Origin of the sequence: Apilactobacillus micheneri (assembly GCF_006493595.1) — a bacterium.
Taxonomy (GTDB): domain Bacteria; phylum Bacillota; class Bacilli; order Lactobacillales; family Lactobacillaceae; genus Apilactobacillus; species Apilactobacillus micheneri.
This window is the reverse complement of record NZ_QUBI01000007.1, coordinates 1-22,331: the sequence shown is the minus strand read 5'-3', so window position 1 is coordinate 22,331 and position 22,331 is coordinate 1. Positions and strand designations below refer to the sequence as shown.

Here is a 22,331-nt window from a genome sequence, read left to right as displayed (position 1 = left end):
TCTGATTCATGTTATACTATGATAATAATTATTTTTGTAAAAAGAAATGTATAGGAGATTAAAAGTTATGAAAATGTCGCTTGCAGAAATCGCAAGAGCAGTTTCCGCACAAAATGATATTAGTGATTATGATGATATTAATGTTACTAATGTTTCTTTTGATAGTCGAAAATTAGAACCAGGTTCGTTATTTGTCCCATTAGTTAGTCAAAATGATGGCCATGATTATATTGCAGATGCAATAAAGCATGGGGCAAAGGCTGCTCTATGGCAATCAGATCATGATAATGCACCGTCTGATTTTCCAATAATAAAGGTAGATAATACATTAAGTGCGCTTCAATTTTTAAGTCAATATTATTTGGCAAAAATTAACCCTAGAGTAGTTGCAGTTACCGGTAGTAATGGAAAAACTACTACTAAGGATATGATTGCATCTATTCTATCTACCCAATTTAATGTTACTAAAACGCATGATAATTTTAATAATGAAATTGGTGTGCCCATTACTATTTTGTCCATGGAACCTAATACAGAAATGTTAGTAATTGAGATGGGCATGGATCGTCCTGGGCAATTAGACCTATTGAGTCACTTAGTAGAGCCAGATATAGCAATTATTACAATGATTGGGGAAGCACATATTGAGTTCTTTGGTACTCGTGACAAGATAGCTGACGCTAAAATGGAAATTACTCATGGCTTAAAAGAAGATGGTGTCTTTATTTACAATGGAGATGAGCCATTGCTAAGACAAAGAGCTAAAAATTTACCATTTAGAATGTTAACTTTTGGTAAAAATGAAGATAATGATTTGTATTCAACCAATATTGATAGTGAAGAAGAGCAAACTAGTTTCACTGCTAGTAATTGGGATGCTAAATTTACCATTCCAATGATTGGCTCATATAACGTTAATAATGCTTTAGCTGCTTTATCAGTGGGAAATTTATACCGTATTCATGAAAATTATATGATTCAAGCATTAAAGGACTTTTCTGCAACTAATAATCGTACTGAATGGATAGAAGGTAACAAACATGAAATGATTTTGTCTGATGTTTATAATTCTAATCCAACAGCTGCTAAATTAGTTTTAAAAGCATTCGCTAATAGTGATACTAAAGGTATTCGAATTGCCGTATTAGGTGATATGTTGGAACTAGGTGACAAATCAAAAGAAATGCATGAATCATTGGCTGATTCATTAGATCCATCAATTATTAAAAGTGTTTATTTGATTGGTGATGAAATGAAATATTTAGCAGATAAATTATCTAATAAATATGAGCCACAATCATTACATTATTTTAAAACAGGTGATTTAGACCAATTATTTGATCAGTTGAATTCAGAAATTTATGAAGATGATGATGTATTATTAAAAGCTAGTCATGGAATTCATTTGGAAAAAATACTAAATAAATTAACTGAAGTTTAAGGTGATTTATTTGCTAATTGTGGATAAAAGGTTTAATATAGGCTAGTTACATTTTTTAGATTATCGGAATTTTTATAATCAAATCATTAACGTAATGGTGGGAACGGATTTTTCTCAAGTTAGTGATGGTATTGTATAAAATGTTTCGTTTAGGAGGAAACATATTTGAAGTTTAGAGAGTTAGGTCTTTCAGAAGACTTATTAAAAGCAATTGAGGAAAAAGGTTTTAAGGAAGCCACCCCAATCCAAGCTGAAACTATTCCTTTAACATTAAAAGGTGAAGATGTTTTGGGACAAGCCCAAACAGGTACTGGTAAAACAGCTGCCTTTGCTTTACCAATTATTGAACATATCGATTTAGAAAATCCTAATGTTCAAGCTTTAGTTATTTCACCAACCCGTGAATTAGCTATTCAAACCCAAAGCGAAATTAGTCGTTTTGGTAAAAATAAGGGTGTAAATACTACTGCCGTATATGGTGGTTCAGATATTAGAAGACAAATTAAGGATTTGAAGCGTCATCCACAAGTTGTGGTTGGTACTCCAGGTCGTTTATTAGATCATATTAATCGTCGTACTTTAAAGTTGGCTAATGTTAAAACATTGGTTCTAGATGAAGCTGATGACATGTTAGACATGGGATTCTTGGAAGATATTGAAAATATCATTAAACAAGTTCCTGAAGAAAGACAAACATTATTGTTCTCAGCTACAATGCCACCATCTATCAAACGTGTTGGGGTTCAGTTCATGAAGGATCCTAAGCAAGTTAAAATTAAAGCTAAAGAATTAACTACTGATTTAATCGATCAATATTATATTCGTGTAAAGCAATTTGAAAAATTCGATGTAATGACTAGATTCTTTGATATTCAAGCACCAAAAGTAACAATTGTATTTTGTCGTACTAAGCGTCGTGTTGATGAAGTATCAAAGGGACTACTATTGAGAGGTTATCGTGCTGCTGGATTACACGGTGATTTAACTCAAAATCGTCGTTCACAAATTATGCGTGAATTTAAAAATGATAAGATTGATGTCTTAGTTGCTACTGATGTTGCAGCTCGTGGAATTGATGTTTCAGGAGTTACTCATGTTTATAACTATGATATCCCTCAAGATTCAGAAAGCTATGTTCATAGAATTGGTCGTACTGGTCGTGCCGGTAATCATGGGGTTTCAATGACTTTTGTTGAACCTAACGAAACTAGTTACTTGAGAGATATTGAAAAGCTAACTAAAGTTAGAATGTTACCATTGAAGCCACCTTCAGCTGATGAAGCATTGAAGGGACAATTAAAGGCTGCTACTAAACAAATTGATTCATTAATTAAGAAAACTAAAGTTGAAAAATTTGCTGATACTGCTGATCAATTATTAGAAGAGTATGATGCAAAAGATTTAGTTTCAGTCCTATTAAGTAAGATGACTAGAAACCAAGTTAAAGTCCATATCTCATCTGAAAGACCATTGCCAAGTCGTAACAAGCATCATCGTGGCGGTGGATTCCATCGTGGTGGTGGGCACCATGGCGGCGGTCGTCATGGTAACTTTAGAAGAAATAATAACCATCGTAATGGTGGTGGATTTAATCATGGTGGTAAGCGCCGTAATGGTGGCAATAATCATCACAATGATAACCATTCTTCAAAGCGTCGTCCAAATAAGTCTTTTACAATTAAAAACAAAGATTAATTTTTAATAAAAGCTGTCGATTTATAATATAAGTCGATAGCTTTTTTGTTAACATAGATATACAATTAAATTATAACTAGTGTTAATTGGAGGATAAATATTATGGTGGTAGCAAAGCATCGTAATGCTGAATTAATTATTGATAGAAGTGCCATATATAAAAATATTAATGCTGAAAAACAACGTTTACAAAATAATGCTGCTTTGTTTATGGTAGTTAAAGCTAATGGATATGGACATGGGGCAATTCAAGTTGCTGAAACAGCTGTTAAAGCCGGTGCTGATGGTTTTTGTGTTGCAATGTTAGATGAAGGTATTGAATTGCGAGATGCTGGTTTTAAGCAGCCTATATTAATTTTAGGGATTAGTCGAATTGAAGATGTCTCATTAATTGCCCAAAAGAACATTTCAGTAACTGTTGCTTCTTTGGAGTGGTTAAAACGTGCGAATGAAATATTGAAAAATACTAATTTATTATTACATGTTCATTTGGGATTAGACACCGGAATGGGAAGAATTGGTTTTCAAAATGCCACAGAATTAAAAGCTGCCATTGATTATTTGAAAAAAAACAATAATTTTGATTTTGAAGGGATCTTTACTCATTTTGCTACAGCTGATGAACATGACAAGACATATTTTGATTTACAGGTAAGCAGATTTAATGATTTTATGAAAGTTGTTAATCCTAGGCCTAAGTATGTACATGTATCAAATACTGCTACCAGCTTGTGGCATAGTCAATGTAATGGTAATATGGTAAGATATGGTATTGCGGGTTATGGTTTAAATCCTTCGGGAGGATATGTAAAACCTCCATTTAAATTATATCCGGCTTTATCTTTAACTAGCGAGATTGTTCATTGTAAGTTGGTAAGTCCTAATCATTCTATTGGTTATGGTGCTACTTACACAACGAAAGAACAACAATGGATTGGAACAGTACCAATTGGCTATGCTGATGGTATTACTAGGAAAATGCAGGGATTTTCATTGTTAGTAAATGGATATGAATGTCCAATTGTGGGGCGCGTATGTATGGACCAACTAATGATAAAATTACCTGAAGAAGTACCTGTTGGAACAAAGGTTACAATTGTTGGTAAAAATGGTGATAAAGAGATAACTTTACAGGATATTGCTAATTATTGTGATACAATTCATTATGAGGTTGCTTGTTTATTTACTAATCGTCTGAAACGAGTTTATATTAACTAATATAAATATAATTTAGAAAAAATAGGAGTAATTTATATATGGTATTGAATAATGGAACTTATTTTAACATTAACAGAGATTCATCAGCTCAATATGAGTTAAATGAAATCGCTAATGGTATTTCAGCAAAATTAGATAACCAAAGAAGTGTTAAAGTTAGTCCAATGCTTGATGACTATTTATTAATTAATTCTATGATTAATGGATATACCGAAATGGGTAATCTTAATCAAGAAATATCTCGTGAATTTGCACCTTGTGAAGCAGATGCAGAAAATAAATTGATTAGAATGAGATTTAGATAGGGGATGTTAAGATTGTCAAACGTTGAAATTAAACGTGGCGATATTTTTTATGCTGACCTATCACCAGTAATTGGTTCAGAACAAGGTGGGATGAGACCAGTATTGATTATTCAAAACAATATTGGTAATCATTACAGTCCTACTGTTATTGTGGCTGCAATTACTGCTAAAATTTCAAAGCCTAAAATGCCTACCCATGTAGGCATTAGTGCTGATAGAACAAAAATTGAAAAAAATTCTGTTGTTTTATTGGAACAAGTCAGAACAATCGATAAACAACGTTTAAATGATCGAGTTGATCATTTAAGTGATAAATTTATGCAACGTATCGATAAAGCTTTGAAGTTAAGTGTTGGGGTTCAGTAATTTTAATACATAAAATAAAAAAAGATGCGATTTATAAAATCGCATCTTTTTATTATCTTTCATCATTTAAATCCTCAATTTCTGCAACCCTAAATGCTTTACGGTCAAGAGCAGAAGTAATTCTATTTAATAAGTCTTTATCAACATTTGCAGGTAATGTAAACATGATTCTATGTACAAGTTCACCTTCCTGTGCGTCTAAACTTATAACACTAGCGATAGATGTATACTTTGTTATAATTTTAGAGATTGCTTCTAAATCACCGCGATTACCAGGAGCTAAGACAGTTATTACATAACTACCAATATTAACATTCCATGATTGTGATAGCATATCTAACAATCTAGTATGGGTTAAAATACCATAAAATTTGTTTTCTTTGCTTAAAACAGCAATATAAGGTAAATCTTTAATTGAGAAGAATACATGGAAAAATGCTGAGTCGACACTAATGAATTTTGTAGCATTTTTTAATAAAGTTGTTACAGGTAAGTTCATATCACCACCACGTGACTTATGACGATAAATATGCATTTTATAAATGTTGCCTCTAAAGATAGTACCTGTTTCATCTAAAATAGGCACACATCTAAATCCTGACTCCTCCAAAACATTTAATGCATCTTTTAAAGATACATTCTCTGTTACAGTAACTAATCTACTCTTTGGTTTTACTAAAGATTTTAATAACATATATGTCACTCCTTCAAATATTAGAAAATATCTAATATTCTCATTTTAGCATAAATGATTAACAATTATTAATTATTTAGCAAACAAAAAAGAACCACGTTGAATTTTTCAACGTGGCTCTTTTATTAAATTATATTACTTTAAAGATTCCATACCTTTTTCAGCAGTTTCCTTTAAAGTCTTAGCAGAAGAGTCCATCTTAGCTTTTTCTTCATCACTTAGAGGAACTTCAATAACTTGTTTTACACCTGAAGCATTAACAACAGCAGGAGTACCAATGTAAATATCGTTTAAGCCATATTCACCATTCATTGGAGCACCAATAGGCAATACTGAGTTTTCATCACGTAAAATAGCACGTGAAATTCTCATTAATGCGGTAGCAACACCATAGAAGGTAGCACCTTTCTTGTTAATGATAGTGTAAGCCTTATTTCTAGTTTCATCTTCAAGTTTTAGTAAGTCATCTTTGCTTACTCCAGCATCTTTAGCTACGTCTAATAATGGACGTGAACCAACAGTTGCTTCGTCGATAGCAGCAAATTCTGAATCACCATGTTCACCCATAATGTATGCATTAACATCAGCAGGGTTAACACCGATTTTCTTAGCAACAGCTACTTGGAAACGAGTTGTATCTAGTGAAGTACCAGAACCTACAACCTTTTCCTTTGACCAACCTGAAAGTTTTTGAACACCGTATGTTAAAACGTCAACTGGGTTAGCAGCAACTACAAAAATACCATCAAAACCAGATTTAACAACTTCTGGTACGATTGAAGATAAAATCTTTAAGTTCTTGCCAACTAGGTCAAGACGAGTTTCACCTGGCTTTTGTGGTGCACCAGCAGTGATAACAACTAGGTCAGCATCTGCACAGTCACTGTAATCACCAGCGTAAATGTTCTTAGGAGCAGTAAATACTTGAGCATCTTCTAGGTCAAGTGCGTCTCCTTCAATACGATCTTTAATAATATCAACGATGACGAATTCTTCGCCGATTCCTTGTTGCATCATAGCAAATGCGTATGATGAACCTACGGCACCGTCACCAACTAAAACGACTTTTTGATGTTTCAAAGCCACAATAATCATCCCTTCAAAAACATATTTAAAGTTACATGAAAATTATATCATTAAAATTTGATTTCGTAAGGATATACCCTCAAAAAATCGTATTTTCTTAAGATTTTCTATATATATTAATCCTATATTGCATTGTTGAATTCCAGAAAAAAGCCTTAATTATGATATAATTTATAATAATTAGTTAAAATAAGGAGCGCTGAAATATGAAGATGATTGTTGGATTAGGAAATATTGGTCCACAATATGATGGAACTAGACATAATACAGGATTTTCAGTAGTTGATAAATTTGCTGAAAAACATGATATTGATTTGTCTACTAGAAAAATGGAAGCTAAATTTGGATCAGGAGTAATTGACGGTGAAAAGGTTATGTTAGTTGAACCTTTAACATTTATGAATGAATCTGGTCGAGCAGTAGGCCCATTAATGAAATATTTTAAACTATCGCTAGAAGATCTAGTAGTAGTTTATGATGATATGGATTTACCGGTTGGCAAAATTAGATTAAGAAATCATGGTTCAGCTGGTGGTCATAATGGAATCAAAAGTTTAATCGCCCATTTGCAAACTGATAAATTTAACCGTGTCAGAGTGGGAACTGGTCATCCAACAAAAGAAAGTGTCGTCGATTACGTACTAGGTAAATTCACTACAGAACAAAAACCTGATTTTGACAAAGCAGCTGATAATTCAGTTGCAGCCTTAGAAGATTTTGTTGCTGGTAAAGAATTTAGCCGTTTAGAAAATAAATATAATTAAGATTACAAGAGGGGGGAAAACTAAATTGGAAATCAAACAATTTTTCTCTCAATTACCACAATATTCTTCGATAATTGAAGATTTAAAACATAATCATCGTCAGTTAGTAACTGGACTTTCTGGTTCAGCAAAATTAATGTTAATTGCAACTTTGATGCAAGATACACAAAAGACATTTTTAATTGTGACCGATTCATTATCGCGAGTTTCTGATATTGTTGAAGATTTGCAAAATATTTTGCCACCAGGGGATGTTTTAGAATTTCCAGTTGAAGAAGTTTTGGCAGCAGAAATTGCAACTAGTTCACCAGAGTTTAAAGCTGCTAGGGTGTTAGCACTAAATGCTTTGCAAAGTAAAAAGCCCAAGATAGTAGTGACTTCTGTCTCTGGAGTTAAGAGATATTTGCCTAATGTTAATAGTTTTAATCAATCTAAATTAACGCTGGAAACTGGGATGGATATTGAACTAGATCAATTAAGAGCGATGCTTTATCAAATGGGATATAATCCTGAAAAGATGGTTGCAGCACCGGGAGAATTTTCTATTAGAGGCTCGATTGTTGATATTTATCCATTAAACTCAGAGTATCCCATCAGAATTGACTTTTTTGATACTGAGGTTGATTCGTTAAGATATTTTGATATCTCTAATCAACGTAGTATTGAGAATACACAAAAAGTTTCGGTCTTACCTGCTAATGATATGGTAGTTAGTGCAGAGGAAAGAAAAAAAGCTTCTGATAAAGTTAGCGATATTTTAAATCAAAGATTACATTCAATTAAAAATGATGATGACAAGCAAAAGTTGTCTAATGCAGTTCAACCAATTATTGATGATATGAAGAAGGGAATTGTTGATAGTAATTGGCTTTTATATGCCAAGGACTTATTCAATCAACCTAATTCAATATTTGATTATGTACCTGATGACGGTGCGATATTATTTGATGATTATAGCCGTTTGTTAGATTCTGATCGTCAGTTAATGACTGATGAAAATAATTGGGCGGAAGATAAATTGGAACATGCCGAACTATTATCTACTGATAAAATAACTTTAGATTTTAAAGAACAATTTCATAAAGTTAAGCAAGCTGAAATATTGTTTTCGTTATTTCAAAAAGGTTTAGGTAATATTAAATTAACTCAACTGCAAGATATCAAAGTGCGTCCAATGCAAAAATTTTTCGGTCAAATGCCCTTGTTAAAAACTGAGATTGATAAGTGGTCAAAACAAGGTGAAACCGTAATTATTTTAGTTAAAGATAAAAATCGTATGCAGAAGGTTACGCAAACTTTAAATGATTTTGAAATTGAAGTCGTTCAAAATACTGCTGATAATATTTTGCCACATAAAGTCCAGGTTATCCCAGAAAGATTAAAAAATGGATTTGAAATTCCAATTAATCAATTAGTTGTTATCACTGAATCAGAAATGTTTTCTAAAGTGCATAAAAAACGTCCACGTCGACAAACTTTTTCAAATGCACAAAGAATTAAAAGTTATACTGATTTAAAGCCCGGGGACTACGTTGTGCATGCTAATCATGGGATTGGTAAATACGAAGGTATGAAGACAATGGAGGTTGATGGTAAACATCAAGATTACATTACGATTACTTATCGTGATAATGCACAATTATTTATTCCGGTTACACAATTAAATTTAATTCAAAAATATGTTTCATCAGAAGATCGGCATCCACATGTCAACAAATTAGGTGGTAGTGAATGGCAAAAGACTAAACGTAAGGTTCAAGGCAAGATTGAAGATATTGCTGATGATTTAATTGATCTTTATGCTAAAAGATCTGCGCAAAAAGGGTTTGCCTTTCCTAAAGACGATGAATATCAAGATAAATTTGAAGCTTCATTTCCATATGAACCCACTCCTGATCAAGTGCGTAGTTCGGAAGAAATTAAGAATGATATGGAACAACCACATCCAATGGATCGCTTGTTAGTAGGGGATGTTGGTTATGGGAAAACAGAAGTGGCCTTGCATGCTGCTTTTAAGGCAGTTGAAGCAGGCAAACAAGTGGCCTTTTTAGTGCCAACAACTGTTTTAGCACATCAACATTATGAAACGATGCTTAATCGTTTTGAAGGATTTCCTATCAATATTTCGGTTTTGTCAAGATTTAGAACTCGAAAACAATTAAATGCTACTAAAGATGGTTTGTTGGATGGTAGTGTTGATATTGTTGTTGGGACCCATCGTTTATTATCTAAAGATATTAAATTTAAAGACCTGGGATTGTTATTAGTAGATGAAGAACAACGCTTTGGTGTAAAACACAAAGAAAAAATTAAAGAGTTAAAATCTAACGTTGATGTTTTAACATTGACTGCAACACCAATTCCTAGAACTTTGAATATGTCGATGATGGGGGTACGTGATTTATCAGTGATTGAAACCCCACCCGCTAATCGTTATCCTATTCAGACATATGTGATGGAAGAAAATGCTGGTGCAATTCGTGAAGGAATTAATCGAGAAATGAGTCGTGGTGGCCAAGTCTTTTATATGCATAATCGAGTGTCCGATATTGAAAAGACAGTGAATCATTTACAAGCACTAGTTCCAGATGCCAGAATTGGTTATATTCATGGCCAAATGACGGAAAATCAATTGGAATCAGTGCTATATGATTTTGTAAATGGCGAATATGATGTATTGGTAACTACTACTATTATTGAAACTGGTGTGGACATTCCAAATGCTAATACGCTATTCGTTGAAAATGCTGATCATATGGGATTATCACAGTTGTATCAAATTCGTGGACGCATTGGTCGTTCTAACCGTGTTGCTTATGCTTACTTTATGTATAAGCCTAATAAAGTGCTAACTGAGGTTTCTGAAAATCGTTTAGAAGCAATTCGTGATTTTACTGAATTGGGTTCTGGTTTTAAAATTGCTATGCGTGATTTATCATTGCGTGGTGCTGGTAATTTATTAGGTAAACAACAATCCGGATTTGTAGATTCAGTTGGATATGATATGTATACAGAAATGCTTTCCGATGCAGTGGCTAGAAAACGTGGTCGTAAGACGGATGCTAAAGTTGAAACTCATATGGACTTAAATGTTGAAGCTTATTTACCAGATGAATATATTCAAGATACACAACAAAAGATTGAATTATACAAACGAATTAGGCAAATGAGTAACGATGATCAATATCACGAATTACAATCTGATATGATTGATCGTTTTGGTGATTATCCAAAGGCAGTTACCAACTTATTAACAATTAGTAGAATTAAAATGTATGCAAGTACTGCTTTAGTGCAAAGCATTACCAGAGGTTCTAAACAAATTGTGATTACATTATCTAAAATTGGAACTGAATTTTATGATAGTAAGCAAGTACTAAAAGCAATTGCAGCAACTGAATTTCGTTCAATGATTGGGACCGCTGATGGTAAAATGCAAATTGCATTAACCGTTCAGCCAACTATGTCTGAAGATAAATGGATGAATGAATTGATGAAATTTGTTCTAGCATTAGATAAAGAACATACAGGAAATTTGAATAATGAAAAATAGCGAAAATAAACTATCATCTCTTATGCAAGGAGCAATGTTGTTATCAATTGCTTCATTGATTAGTAAAGTATTAAGTGCTTTTTATCGAGTCCCATTTCAAAATTTGGTTGGAAATGTTGGTTTTTACATTTATCAACAGGTTTATCCAATCTATGGGATTGGAATGACACTTGCATTAACAGGATTACCTATTTTTATATCCAGAGTGATTGCTGAACAAGATAGTCAAATGAATAAAAAAGCTTTGTTGAGGCAGATATTAATTACACTATCTTGTTTTGGCTTTATTATATTTATGGCCTTACAGATTAGTGCATTTCAGATTGCTCGATTAATGGGGGATCCTAATTTAGTAGGCATAATTCAAGCAGTTAGTTGGATGTTTTTATTTATGCCATTCTTGGCTAGCTTTCGTGGATACTTTCAAGCAATTCTTTTTATGAAACCAACCGCTTATTCACAAGTAATTGAACAACTGATGCGTGTATCGGTAATTTTACTGGCTGCATATATTGGATTTATTAATCATTTAAGTCCTTATACTGTAGGAAAATATGCAATGCTAGCAGTACCAATTGCAGAGGCTTTTTCATTAGCGATTTTATTAATGTATTATCGCAAAAACATTGGTAAACTACCGAACATTAAACAAATGGCTTATCCTAATTTAACTAAGCAACTATTATTAGAAGGTGGAACTCTTTGTTTATTAGCCTCGATTATGGTTTTATTACAGTTGGTTGATTCATTTACTGTTAGAAAGGGGCTAGTATTATCCGGACTGTCAGTAATTGATTCACAAGTATCAAAGGGCATTTATGATCGTGGTCAGACTTTAGTTCAATTGGGGCTAGTATTTGCAACTTCATTTTCAACAGCAATTTTACCTTCATTAAGTCAAGCATATAAGAAAAAAGCATATGATAGTTTTAATGGTATTGCTAATGAGATGATGCATGTTAGTATTTTCTTGACGGTAGCAATTACTGCAGGAATGATTAGTTTAATGCCAATGATTAATCAATTGTTATTTAATAGTCAAACTGAAAGCCATACACTTAGCGTTTATTGCTTTAGTATTTTGATAACAACGATTATCACAATTTATAGTAGTATTTTACAAAGTGTTGATCAATTTAAGATTGCTGCATTTTCCATAATGGCGGGTTTATTATTAAAATTAATAATAACTGAATTTTTGACTGCGAAGATTGGCATTATGGGTGCTAGCATTTCAACAATTATTAGTCTTTTTTTCGTATTAATTTTAGAATTATATTTTTCAAAATTTAAATTAAAGATGAATAATAAGTTATCTTTTACTATTAAATTGATGTTAAATGCTATGATAATGGTTATTATGGAATTTTGGCTTTCGAATATTGTTATTAAGCATATTCCATTCAATAATTTTAGATTAAAAGCATTGATTGTATTATTAATTTTAATACCAATAGGGGCACTTTCATTTATATTTGTTGCCCAAAAAATTAATATTTTGAGTGATGAAGAATGGAAATCGGTGCCAATAATTAATAAATTTATAAATAGATAAGAGGGATTAGTTTTATGAGATTAGATAAATTTTTAAAGACTTCAAGAATTATTAAACGTAGAATTGTCGCTAAAAGTATTGCTGATCAAGGTAGAATTTTAGTTAATGGTAATGTTGCTAAGTCTTCAACTGATATTAAATCTAACGATAAATTAGTTATAAAGTTTGGTAATAAGACTCTAACATTACAAGTTAATCAACTTTTTGAAACTACTAAAAAGGCTGAAGCTGATCGTATGTACACAGTCTTAGATGAACAATATGAACGTGACTTTTCTAATGAATAATTTATAAAAACTTATATTTATGATTTTATTTTTTGCAAATAATGATTATACTGGTTTATAACAACTATGGAGGTTACTAAAAATGTCTAATAAGGTACGTCACTTAAATAATGATTATGAAAAACTTAAGATATCTAGGCATCAAAGAATTTTACGTACTCGTAAAAAACGTGCGTTTATTTTAATATTGATATTTTTAGTTGTCGCTTTAGTTCTTGTTTATCAAATAATAACAACAAAAAATGAATCTAGTAGAGTGGAAAATAAGACCAATAATACACAGGTTGTTTTGCAAAATAATAAAGATAATAATAAGAAATTAAAGCAAAATGTTAAGCAACTCTATAATAATGATTATTTGGAAAAATTGATTAGACAAAAGTATTATTATAGTAAACCAGGTGAAACAGTTTATGGTTTACCTGGGGATGTATCTAAAGATGTTACTCAAAATTAAAATGGTATAAAAATACCATTTTTTTTGTACAATAATACTAATAATGGTGCTATACTTAGGATACTTACTTTTTTAGGAGGAACATTTTTTTTATGGCAATTGAAGTTGGATCAAAAATTTCCGGCAAAGTCTCAGGAATTACTAATTTTGGAGCATTCGTTGATTTAGGAGATCATAAAACAGGATTAGTTCATATTAGTGAAATTTCTGATAGCTATATTAAAGACATCAAAGATGTTTTAACAGTTGGCGATGAAGTTAAAGTCAAAGTTTTGAAGATTGGGGATGATGGCAAGATTGCTCTTTCAATCAGAAAGGCAAAACCAGAATCTGAAAGAAAACCAGAACATCATTCACATAATCATAATAATCATGGTAATTCTAAACGTGATTTTGGTAATAACCACCGTCATAACGATAACCATAAAAAAGCTAGTTTTGATGATTTAATGAATAACTTCTTAAAAGATAGTGAAAGCAGACTAGCAACAATTAAGAAAAATACAGAAGGCAAACGTGGTGGCCGTGGTGGTCGTCGTAGCTAAAACTAAAAAAATGATTGAGGCATTGGCCTTAATCATTTTATTTTTATAAAATTTTAAGGAGAAAAATGATGCAAAGTGGTAAAACATTGTGCGAAAATTTTTTCAATTTGATAGATAAAAATCATTGGTGGAATAATGATGAATATGTTGTAATTGGTGTTTCTGCAGGTGTTGATTCTATGTGCTTATTATATCTAATGAAAAGCTTACCCATGGATTTAAGGCCTAAGATTGTAGTTGCACATGTTAATCACAAGCTAAGGTCGCAGAGCGAAATAGAAGAACAATACATTAATCATTATTGTATGCAAAATGATTTAAACGTTGAAATTGGCATTTGGCCTAAATCAGATCATCCAACTAATGGAATAGAAAACGCTGCACGTAATTTTCGTTATGATTTTTTTAAAAAGGTTATGAAAAAGTATAATGCTAAAATGTTGTTAACTGCACATCATTTAAATGATCAAGCAGAAACCATTATAATGAAGCTCATTAGAGGCTCATACATTAAACAAATTAGCGGAATTAACAGGATTAGAAAATTTAATGATGGCTTTTTATTAAGGCCATTGTTAGATTTAAAAAAAGCATCTTTAAAACGGTTTGCAATTGATAACAATATCAAATGGTTTGAAGACGAAACTAATCAAGAACTTGATGTGCAACGTAATCGAATTCGTCATCAAATTCTTCCAATGATGGAAAAAGAAAATCCCAAAGTGGTTGAACATTTAGGGGCATTTTCCAAACAGTTGAATCAATTATTAGGGACTAATAAGGAATTATTATTAAAATTAATCAAAAATTTGAAGCTTAAAAATGATAAGTATAATTTAGAAAAGTTTACTAATCAAAGCGATAATATTCAATTTGAAATTTTGGAAGAACTGCTAAATCCGGTTAATAATTCTTCTTTAGCTAATCAAGATACAATTTTGGAGATTATTTATCTATTAAATAATAGACAAAAACCCCAAGTAAGGTTTAAATTAAACAATAATTATTATCTTGATAAGTCATATAATGAATTTAGTATTCAAAAATATAAAAATAATTTTATAAGTTTATCAAAGAAAGATGAGTTTGTGGTAACATTAAACCAATGGTTTTCTACATTGAATGGGGAGCTATTTATGATCACTGATCAGGAAATTAAACATCCCGAGAAATATCAAAGAATTTCCCAATTTAATTTGTCAAAAGAGGACTTTCCTTTATCTGTTAGGATGACTAAAACTTCAGATAAGATTACTTTAAAAAATGGTGGTCATCAATCAGCTAAGAGAGTCTTTATTAACAAAAAAATTCCTAATAAACTTAGAAAAACTGCACAGACGTTAGTAAGTTCAAATAATGCGGTGTTATCTATTATTGGGTATAGTGAATCCACTATTTTAAATTCTGTTAATAAAAGATATAATTTAATCATCAAACAAAAGCTTTTGGAAGGAGAACGTAATGAATAACGACATTCTTAAGACCTTATATAGTGAAGAAGATATTGAAAATGCATGTAAAAGATTGGGTGAAAAGATCACAAAAGACTATCAGGGTGAAAATCCGATAGTGATCGGAGTCTTGAAGGGTGCAATCTTCTTTATGACTGATATTGTTCGTGATATAGACTTATATATGGATATTGATTTTATTGATGTATCTAGTTATCATGGTGGCACTCAATCTAGTGGATCAATTGAGTTAATGAAGGATGTTGATATTGATGTAAATGGTCGTAATGTTTTGTTTATTGAAGACATTATTGATACTGGTAGAACCTTAAAGTATTTAGAAGATCTATTATCAGATCGTGGAGCCAAATCGATTAAGGTATGCACTTTAATGGATAAACCAGAAGGACGTGTGGTTGAAGCTAAAGCTGATTACGTAGGATTAGAAGTCCCTAATGAATTTGTGGTTGGTTATGGCTTAGATTACAATGGTAAATATCGTAATTTACCATACGTGGGAGTTTTAAAACCAGAAGTTTATTCAAACAAATAGATAGTCTATGTAATAAAAAAATGATAATATATGTTTTGTGTCTTAAATTTGAAAATCACAATAAGCTTTATTTACTTTAAAGTGATATAATAAATTATTAAATAATGGTCTAAGACATTAAGAACAGGAGGCAATTGATGCGTAATAATAAAGGATTATTCAAGAACAGTCTGTTCTATATTGTTGCTTTCTTGATTTTAATGGGAGTATTCTTTTTTGCAACTAGTAATAAAGGAGAAACTCATAATCAAGAGATTCAATCTAGTCAGTTTGTTAAACAATTAAAAGATAATAAGGTAAAAGACTTTTCTGTTCAACCTTCTGATGGTGTTTATAACATCTCTGGTCAATATAGAGAAGCACAAGAAACTAAATCTAATAGTGGTGGTAGTTTCTTGTTTGGTAATTCCCAAAAGACTACCAAAGTTTCATCATTTAAAGCTAATGTTTTAAAGAACAATAGTACAATTTCTGAAATTACTAATTATGCTAAGAAAAATGATGTAAAGATGAACGCTAAAGAGGCTGATACTAATGGTGGTTTCTGGACTAACCTATTAATTTCAGTTGTACCTATGCTAATTATTTTAGTATTCTTCTTTGTTATGATGAATCAAGCTGGCGGTAAAAACGGCGGTAAAGGTGGCATCATGGGAGTAGGCAAATCTAAAGCTAAACCTACTCATAGTAATGTTAAGTTCTCAGATGTTGCTGGTGAAGAAGAAGAAAAGCAAGAGTTAGTTGAAGTTGTTGAATTCTTAAAGAATCCAAAGAAATATTCTAAATTAGGTGCTAAGATTCCTCATGGTGTTTTACTAGAGGGTCCTCCTGGTACTGGTAAAACTTTACTAGCTAAGGCTGTTTCTGGTGAAGCAGCAGTACCATTTTACTCAATTTCTGGTTCTGATTTCGTCGAAATGTTTGTCGGAGTTGGTGCTAGTCGTGTTCGTGACTTGTTTACTCAAGCTAAAAAAGACAGTCCTGCCATTATTTTCATTGATGAAATTGATGCTGTAGGTAGAAAACGTGGTAACGGCATGGGCGGTGGCCATGATGAAAGAGAACAAACTCTTAATCAATTACTTGTTGAAATGGATGGTTTCTCAGGTAATGATGGAGTCATTGTTATTGCTGCTACTAACCGTTCTGATGTCTTAGATCCTGCTTTAACTAGACCGGGTCGTTTTGATCGTAAAGTCTTAGTGGGTCAACCTGATGTACGTGGTAGAGAAGCTATCTTAAAAGTGCATGCTAAGAACAAACCTGTTTCTGATAAGGTTGATTTACATGAAATTGCTAAGCAAACTCCAGGATTTGTTGGAGCGGATTTAGCTAATTTACTTAATGAAGCTGCCTTATTAGCTGCTCGTCGTAACAAGGATAGTATCGGACCTGATGAATTAGACGAAGCTGAAGATCGTGTTATCGCCGGTCCAGCTAAGAAAGATAAGGTTGTTAGCAAGAAAGAACAAAATATTGTTGCTAATCATGAAGCTGGTCATACAATTGTAGGATTAGTATTAAATGATGCTCGAGTTGTTCATAAAGTTACAATTGTTCCTCGTGGTCGTGCTGGAGGATATGCAATTATGCTTCCTCGTGAAGATCAACAATTGATGTCCAAGAAGAATGCAATGGAACAACTTGCTGGATTAATGGGTGGTCGAACTGCTGAAGAAATCATTTTTGATTCAGAATCATCTGGAGCTTCTAATGATTTTGAACAAGCTACAAACTTAGCTCGTGCAATGGTTACTCAATATGGTATGAGTGAAAAACTAGGTACTGTTCAATTAGAAAGTCCAACTCAAGATCCATATGCTCGTAAGTATTCTGAAAAGACTGCTGCAACCATTGATGATGAAGTAAGAAGAATTATCAATGAAGCACATGGCGAAGCTCACGATATTATAGAACAACATCGCGAACAACATCGTGCGATTGCTGATGCATTGCTTAAGTATGAAACACTAGATGAAAAACAAATTCTAAGTTTATATCGTACTGGTAAAATGCCAGAAGAAAATAATGGTGTTGATGAAAATGCATCTTTTGAAGAATCAAAAGAAGAATTAGAAAAACGTGATGAAGAAAGAAATAATCATGATGATTCTGATGATTCAAATAATAATCAATAATAAATTTGATTAAATAAAAGCGTGGGTTGAATAAAATATTTAACTCACGTTTTTTTATAAATATAAAAGGGGTCTTAATAATGTCAGACTATTTAACTAAAAGTGTCACTAAAGATGGAATGTTTAGAGCTTATGCAATGGAAGCCACTGAACTAGTTTCTGAAGCACAAAAAGATCATAATACTTGGCCAACTTCTTCCGCTGCATTAGGTCGTAGTTTAGTTGCTAGTTTATTATTATCTTCTTCAGTTCTAAAAGGAAATGAATCCATGACGGTTAAAGTTATGGGTGATGGACCTGCAGGCACAATTGTAGTTGATGCTGATGCAAAGGGGCATGTTAAAGGATATATGCATAATTCTTATGTTGATATACCATTAAATAAACATCATAAGCTAGATGTTGGTGGAGCAATTGGTCATAATGGAACATTACAAGTAATGAAGAGTCAAGGTGGGACTGAACCTTACACTAGTAATGTAGATTTAGTATCTGGTGAAATAGGTGATGATTTTACCTATTATTTAGCCCAATCAGAACAAATTCCTTCAGCAGTTGGTGTTTCTGTTTATGTAAATCAAGATGGAACGATTGGTGCAGCTGGAGGCTATTTAATCCAAGTATTACCAGGAGCTTCTGATGATGCAATTGATAAATTAGAGGAACGATTGAAATCAATTCCTATGATTTCAGAATTATTCTTATCTAAGCAAAAACCAGAAGATATTCTAAGACTTATTTTTGGGGAAGATAATTTAACCATTTTACAAAATTTACCAGTTGCATTTAAATGTGATTGTTCTAAAGAAAAATTTGCTGATGAAATTGCTGGAATTGGCAATAAAGAAATTCAAGCAATGATTGATGAAGATCATGGTGCAAAGGTAGTTTGCAACTTCTGCCAAACTACTTATAATTTTAGTGAAGATGATTTAAAGAAATTAGAAAAACCAACTAAAGATGATAAAAAATAAGTATTATAAAAATGACCATTAACATTTATTGTGCTATTATATCTAGCAGAATAAATATCTGACTTATTTATATATGGGGTGAAAATTATGGAATGGAAAATTGGGGACGTTACAATCCCAAATCAAGTGGTAGTGGCTCCAATGGCGGGAGTAACTAATACAGCATTTCGAATGATTTGTAAGGAATTTAATGCTGGTTTGGTTGTTTGTGAAATGATTTCTGATCGTGGAATTATGTATAATAATCAAAAAACTTTAGATATGATTAATGTTGATGCCAAAGAACATCCAATGAGCATTCAAATATTTGGTGGTAGTAAAGAAACTTTAGTACAAGGTGCTAAATTTATTGATCAAAAGACCGACGCTGATATTATTGATATTAATATGGGATGTCCGGTTAATAAAGTTGTGAAAACTGATGCTGGTTCAAAATGGCTATTAGATCCTAATAAAGTTTATGAAATGGTTTCAGCTGTTACTTCAGCAGTTAACAAACCAGTGACCGTTAAAATGAGAACTGGTTGGGATGAAAATCATATTTATGCTGTGGAAAATGCTCTAATGGCTGAAAAAGCAGGTGCTTCAGCAGTTGCAATGCATGGTAGAACTAGAAAACAAATGTATCAAGGTTCTGCTGATTGGGATGTCTTAAAAGCAGTTGCTGATAAGTTAACTATCCCATTTATGGGTAATGGTGATGTTACCACTCCACAAAAGGCTAAAGAAATGCTTGATTATGTGGGATGTGATGCAGTAATGATTGGACGTGCTGCTGAAGGTAATCCATTTATGTTAAAACAAACAGCTCATTATTTAGAAACTGGTGAAATGTTACCAGACCCATCGGTTGAAGAAACAATTAAAACTGCCAAAGAACATTTGCATAGATTAGTGGGCATTAAGGGAGATTTTATTGGTCCTCGTGAATTCAGAGGGCAAGCTGCTTACTATCTAAAAGGACTTAGACGTTCAGCTAGAACTAAGGCAGCTTTAAATGAAGCCGATACAGAACAAGAAATGATTGATATTTTTGATAATTTTCTTGAAAAGACAGCTAAGAGAAATGCTACTCGAGTATAGAATTTAATTAATGTTAATAGGTTAAGCTTATTTATGGTATTATTATTATAGAAAATAATTTATTCTGATGGAGGTATTACTGTGGCAAAAGAAAAGCAAATGAATGATCAATTGCGAGTTCGTCGCCAAAAGATGAATGAATTACGAGAAGAAGGCATCGATCCATTTGGTGGCCGCTTCGAACGTACTCATTTAGCTAAACAATTGCATGATGCATATAATGATTTAACAAAAGAAGAACTAGAAGAAAAAGATAAAAAAGTTGTTATCGCTGGTCGTATGGTTGCAAAACGTGGTAAAGGTAAAGTTGGTTTTGCTGATTTACAAGATCGCTCTGGTAAAATTCAACTTTATGTTAGAAAAGATGTTGTTGGTGAAGATAACTATCATATCTTTAAACGTTCTGATCTTGGTGATCATTTAGGTTTTGAAGGTGAAGTTATTAAAACTGATATGGGTGAATTAACAGTTAAAGCAACCCATGTAACCTTCTTAGCAAAAGCATTGCGTCCATTACCAGATAAATACCATGGTTTACAAAATAAAGAACAAAAATATCGTCAAAGATATTTAGACTTAATTGCTAACCGTGATAGTTTTGATCGTTTTCAAAAACGTACTAAAATTATCTCAGCTATCCGTAGCTATTTAGATAATCAAATGGACTGTACAGAAGTTGAAACTCCTGTACTTCATAATCAAGCTGGTGGTGCTAATGCTCGTCCATTTATCACTCATCATAATGCACTAGATATTGATTTATACTTACGTATTGCCCTTGAATTACATCTTAAACGATTAATCGTTGGTGGTATGGAACGTGTATATGAAATTGGTCGTGTATTTAGAAATGAAGGTATGGACCAAGATCATAATCCTGAATTTACTGAATTAGAATCATACATTGCATATTTTGATTTTCATGATGTAATGGATGAAACTGAAGGTATTTTTAAAGCTGCATCTAAAGTTGTTTCAGATGATGGCATTATTGAATATCAAGGTGACAAAGTAGATTTTAATAAGCCATTTGCTCGTTTACACATGGTTGATGCTATTAAGCAATATACTGGTGTTGATTTCTGGCAAAAAATGAGTCTAGAAGATGCTAGAAAATTAGCTGATGAACATCATATTGAATATAAAGACTTCTGGAAGGTTGGACATATTATCAATGAATTCTTTGAAGAATTAGTACAACCTAAGATTCAAGATCCTACATTTATTTATGGTCATCCGGTTGAAATTTCACCATTAGCTAAAAAGAATGCTGATGATCCTAGATTTACTGATCGTTTTGAATTATATGTATCTGGTATGGAATATGCTAATGCATTTTCTGAATTGAACGATCCTATTGATCAAAAGGCAAGATTTGAAGCTCAAGCTGCAGAAAAAGCTCAAGGTAATGATGAAGCTCAACCTGTAGATTTAGATTATGTTGAAGCCTTAGAATACGGTATGCCTCCTACTGGTGGTTTAGGTATTGGAATTGATCGTTTAGTTATGTTATTAACTAATGCGGAATCAATTAGAGATGTTTTATTATTCCCAACTATGAGACCAGAAGATAATTCTGAAGAATAATAATATAATAAAGTTCCTACGATGAAATAATTGTGGGGACTTTTTTTATTTTTTATATTGACTTATACATTTATTATTGATATTATTATTTCTGTTGTCATTTTAGTAACGAAGTTTACAAAGTGTTTAAAAAATAATTACAAAAAGTTATTGACTTTCACTTGTTAAAATGGCATAATAATTAATGTTGAGTTGTTGATATGACAAAGAGCAACAAATTAATTCAAAAATTTAATTATAAAAAGTTGTTGACATTAAGTTGATAACCTGATATAATTAGAGAGCTGCTTATTGAAAGCAGCTAACTGATAAGTAGATCTTTGAAAACTGAACAAGATTGATAATCGATGATGTGTAAGGATTCTTATGATTTAGATCATAAGGAATTAAACATTGCGAAGTCAATTCGCTTATAAAAAACAATTAATTTGATGAGCTAGTTAAAAGCTTTTCATCTATAAGATGAGAGTTTGATCCTGGCTCAGGACGAACGCTGGCGGCGTGCCTAATACATGCAAGTCGAACGAGTCCTCCCAATTTGATTTTATGCTTGCATAAATGATTTTTGGATTCGGGACG

General features: G+C 32.2%; 19 protein-coding genes and 1 rRNA gene. 18 read left to right on the top strand and 2 right to left on the bottom strand.

The genetic code is table 11. The features are described 5' to 3' along the window. Positions 1 to 67: 67 nt before the first annotated feature. The 5 genes from DY123_RS06835 to DY123_RS06815 all read left to right on the top strand — a co-directional run bounded on the left by DY123_RS06835 (position 68) and on the right by DY123_RS06815 (position 5,025). Positions 68 to 1,441 (top strand): UDP-N-acetylmuramoyl-tripeptide--D-alanyl-D-alanine ligase, encoded by a 1,374-nt coding sequence (locus DY123_RS06835; protein ID WP_140924835.1) that lies wholly within the window; start codon positions 68 to 70, stop codon positions 1,439 to 1,441. 165 nt (positions 1,442 to 1,606) lie between these two features. After that, the gene (cshA, locus tag DY123_RS06830) at positions 1,607 to 3,136 is read left to right on the top strand and encodes a degradosome RNA helicase CshA (RefSeq protein ID WP_140924833.1); all 1,530 of its coding nucleotides are present in this window, start codon (positions 1,607 to 1,609) and stop codon (positions 3,134 to 3,136) included. Positions 3,137 to 3,238: 102 nt separating this feature from the next. Further along, the gene (gene alr / locus DY123_RS06825; protein WP_140924831.1) at positions 3,239 to 4,354 is read left to right on the top strand and encodes an alanine racemase; all 1,116 of its coding nucleotides are present in this window, start codon (positions 3,239 to 3,241) and stop codon (positions 4,352 to 4,354) included. A gap of 38 nt (positions 4,355 to 4,392) precedes the next feature. Then, positions 4,393 to 4,659, top strand: coding sequence for a hypothetical protein (locus DY123_RS06820; RefSeq protein WP_105964033.1), 267 nt, complete (start codon positions 4,393 to 4,395; stop codon positions 4,657 to 4,659). Between the two features lie 3 nt (positions 4,660 to 4,662). Then, a complete protein-coding gene (locus DY123_RS06815; protein WP_167387726.1) occupies positions 4,663 to 5,025 on the top strand; it encodes a type II toxin-antitoxin system PemK/MazF family toxin in 363 nt (120 codons plus the stop codon). Between the two features lie 52 nt (positions 5,026 to 5,077). On the opposite strand, the gene cbpA is transcribed toward DY123_RS06815, so the two are convergent. Both cbpA and DY123_RS06805 read right to left on the bottom strand, forming a co-directional pair. Further along, positions 5,078 to 5,719 (bottom strand): cyclic di-AMP binding protein CbpA, encoded by a 642-nt coding sequence (cbpA, locus tag DY123_RS06810; RefSeq protein ID WP_105964031.1) that lies wholly within the window; start codon positions 5,717 to 5,719, stop codon positions 5,078 to 5,080. 135 nt (positions 5,720 to 5,854) lie between these two features. Further along, on the bottom strand, positions 5,855 to 6,805 hold the full coding sequence (locus tag DY123_RS06805; protein WP_105957339.1) for an L-lactate dehydrogenase: 951 nt from the start codon (positions 6,803 to 6,805) through the stop codon (positions 5,855 to 5,857). 206 nt (positions 6,806 to 7,011) lie between these two features. Here DY123_RS06805 and pth point away from each other — a divergent pair, with 206 nt between their 5' ends. The 13 genes from pth to DY123_RS07655 form a co-directional block, all read left to right on the top strand. Next, complete coding sequence (pth, locus tag DY123_RS06800; protein WP_108982959.1) at positions 7,012 to 7,569, top strand: aminoacyl-tRNA hydrolase; 558 nt, start codon at positions 7,012 to 7,014, stop codon at positions 7,567 to 7,569. Between the two features lie 25 nt (positions 7,570 to 7,594). Then, entirely contained in the window at positions 7,595 to 11,122 is a 3,528-nt protein-coding gene (gene mfd, locus DY123_RS06795) for a transcription-repair coupling factor (RefSeq protein ID WP_181398818.1), read from the top strand. Beyond that, the gene (locus tag DY123_RS06790) at positions 11,112 to 12,677 is read left to right on the top strand and encodes a putative polysaccharide biosynthesis protein (protein WP_140936468.1); all 1,566 of its coding nucleotides are present in this window, start codon (positions 11,112 to 11,114) and stop codon (positions 12,675 to 12,677) included. The genes mfd and DY123_RS06790 overlap by 11 nt, the downstream gene beginning before the upstream one ends. A gap of 14 nt (positions 12,678 to 12,691) precedes the next feature. Further along, positions 12,692 to 12,964, top strand: coding sequence for an RNA-binding S4 domain-containing protein (locus DY123_RS06785; protein WP_140924828.1), 273 nt, complete (start codon positions 12,692 to 12,694; stop codon positions 12,962 to 12,964). Between the two features lie 82 nt (positions 12,965 to 13,046). Beyond that, on the top strand, positions 13,047 to 13,421 hold the full coding sequence (locus DY123_RS06780; RefSeq protein ID WP_108982961.1) for an FtsB family cell division protein: 375 nt from the start codon (positions 13,047 to 13,049) through the stop codon (positions 13,419 to 13,421). 92 nt (positions 13,422 to 13,513) lie between these two features. Next, the gene (locus tag DY123_RS06775; RefSeq protein WP_105964025.1) at positions 13,514 to 13,966 is read left to right on the top strand and encodes a S1 domain-containing RNA-binding protein; all 453 of its coding nucleotides are present in this window, start codon (positions 13,514 to 13,516) and stop codon (positions 13,964 to 13,966) included. Positions 13,967 to 14,034: 68 nt separating this feature from the next. Next, positions 14,035 to 15,435 (top strand): tRNA lysidine(34) synthetase TilS, encoded by a 1,401-nt coding sequence (gene tilS, locus DY123_RS06770; protein ID WP_181399153.1) that lies wholly within the window; start codon positions 14,035 to 14,037, stop codon positions 15,433 to 15,435. Further along, positions 15,428 to 15,970, top strand: coding sequence for a hypoxanthine phosphoribosyltransferase (gene hpt / locus DY123_RS06765; protein ID WP_108982963.1), 543 nt, complete (start codon positions 15,428 to 15,430; stop codon positions 15,968 to 15,970). Before tilS ends, hpt begins: the two co-directional genes overlap by 8 nt. Before the next feature lie 137 nt (positions 15,971 to 16,107). Further along, a complete protein-coding gene (ftsH, locus tag DY123_RS06760) occupies positions 16,108 to 18,108 on the top strand; it encodes an ATP-dependent zinc metalloprotease FtsH (protein WP_140924824.1) in 2,001 nt (666 codons plus the stop codon). Positions 18,109 to 18,188: 80 nt separating this feature from the next. After that, entirely contained in the window at positions 18,189 to 19,082 is an 894-nt protein-coding gene (gene hslO, locus DY123_RS06755) for an Hsp33 family molecular chaperone HslO (RefSeq protein WP_140936467.1), read from the top strand. A gap of 87 nt (positions 19,083 to 19,169) precedes the next feature. Continuing rightward, positions 19,170 to 20,165 carry a tRNA dihydrouridine synthase DusB gene (gene dusB, locus DY123_RS06750; protein WP_140924820.1) on the top strand — a complete coding sequence of 332 codons (996 nt, stop codon included), beginning with the start codon at positions 19,170 to 19,172 and terminating at the stop codon, positions 20,163 to 20,165. 99 nt (positions 20,166 to 20,264) lie between these two features. Continuing rightward, a complete protein-coding gene (gene lysS / locus DY123_RS06745) occupies positions 20,265 to 21,752 on the top strand; it encodes a lysine--tRNA ligase (RefSeq protein WP_140934697.1) in 1,488 nt (495 codons plus the stop codon). Positions 21,753 to 22,210: 458 nt separating this feature from the next. Next, positions 22,211 to 22,331, top strand: a 16S ribosomal RNA gene (locus tag DY123_RS07655); the annotation flags it as partial.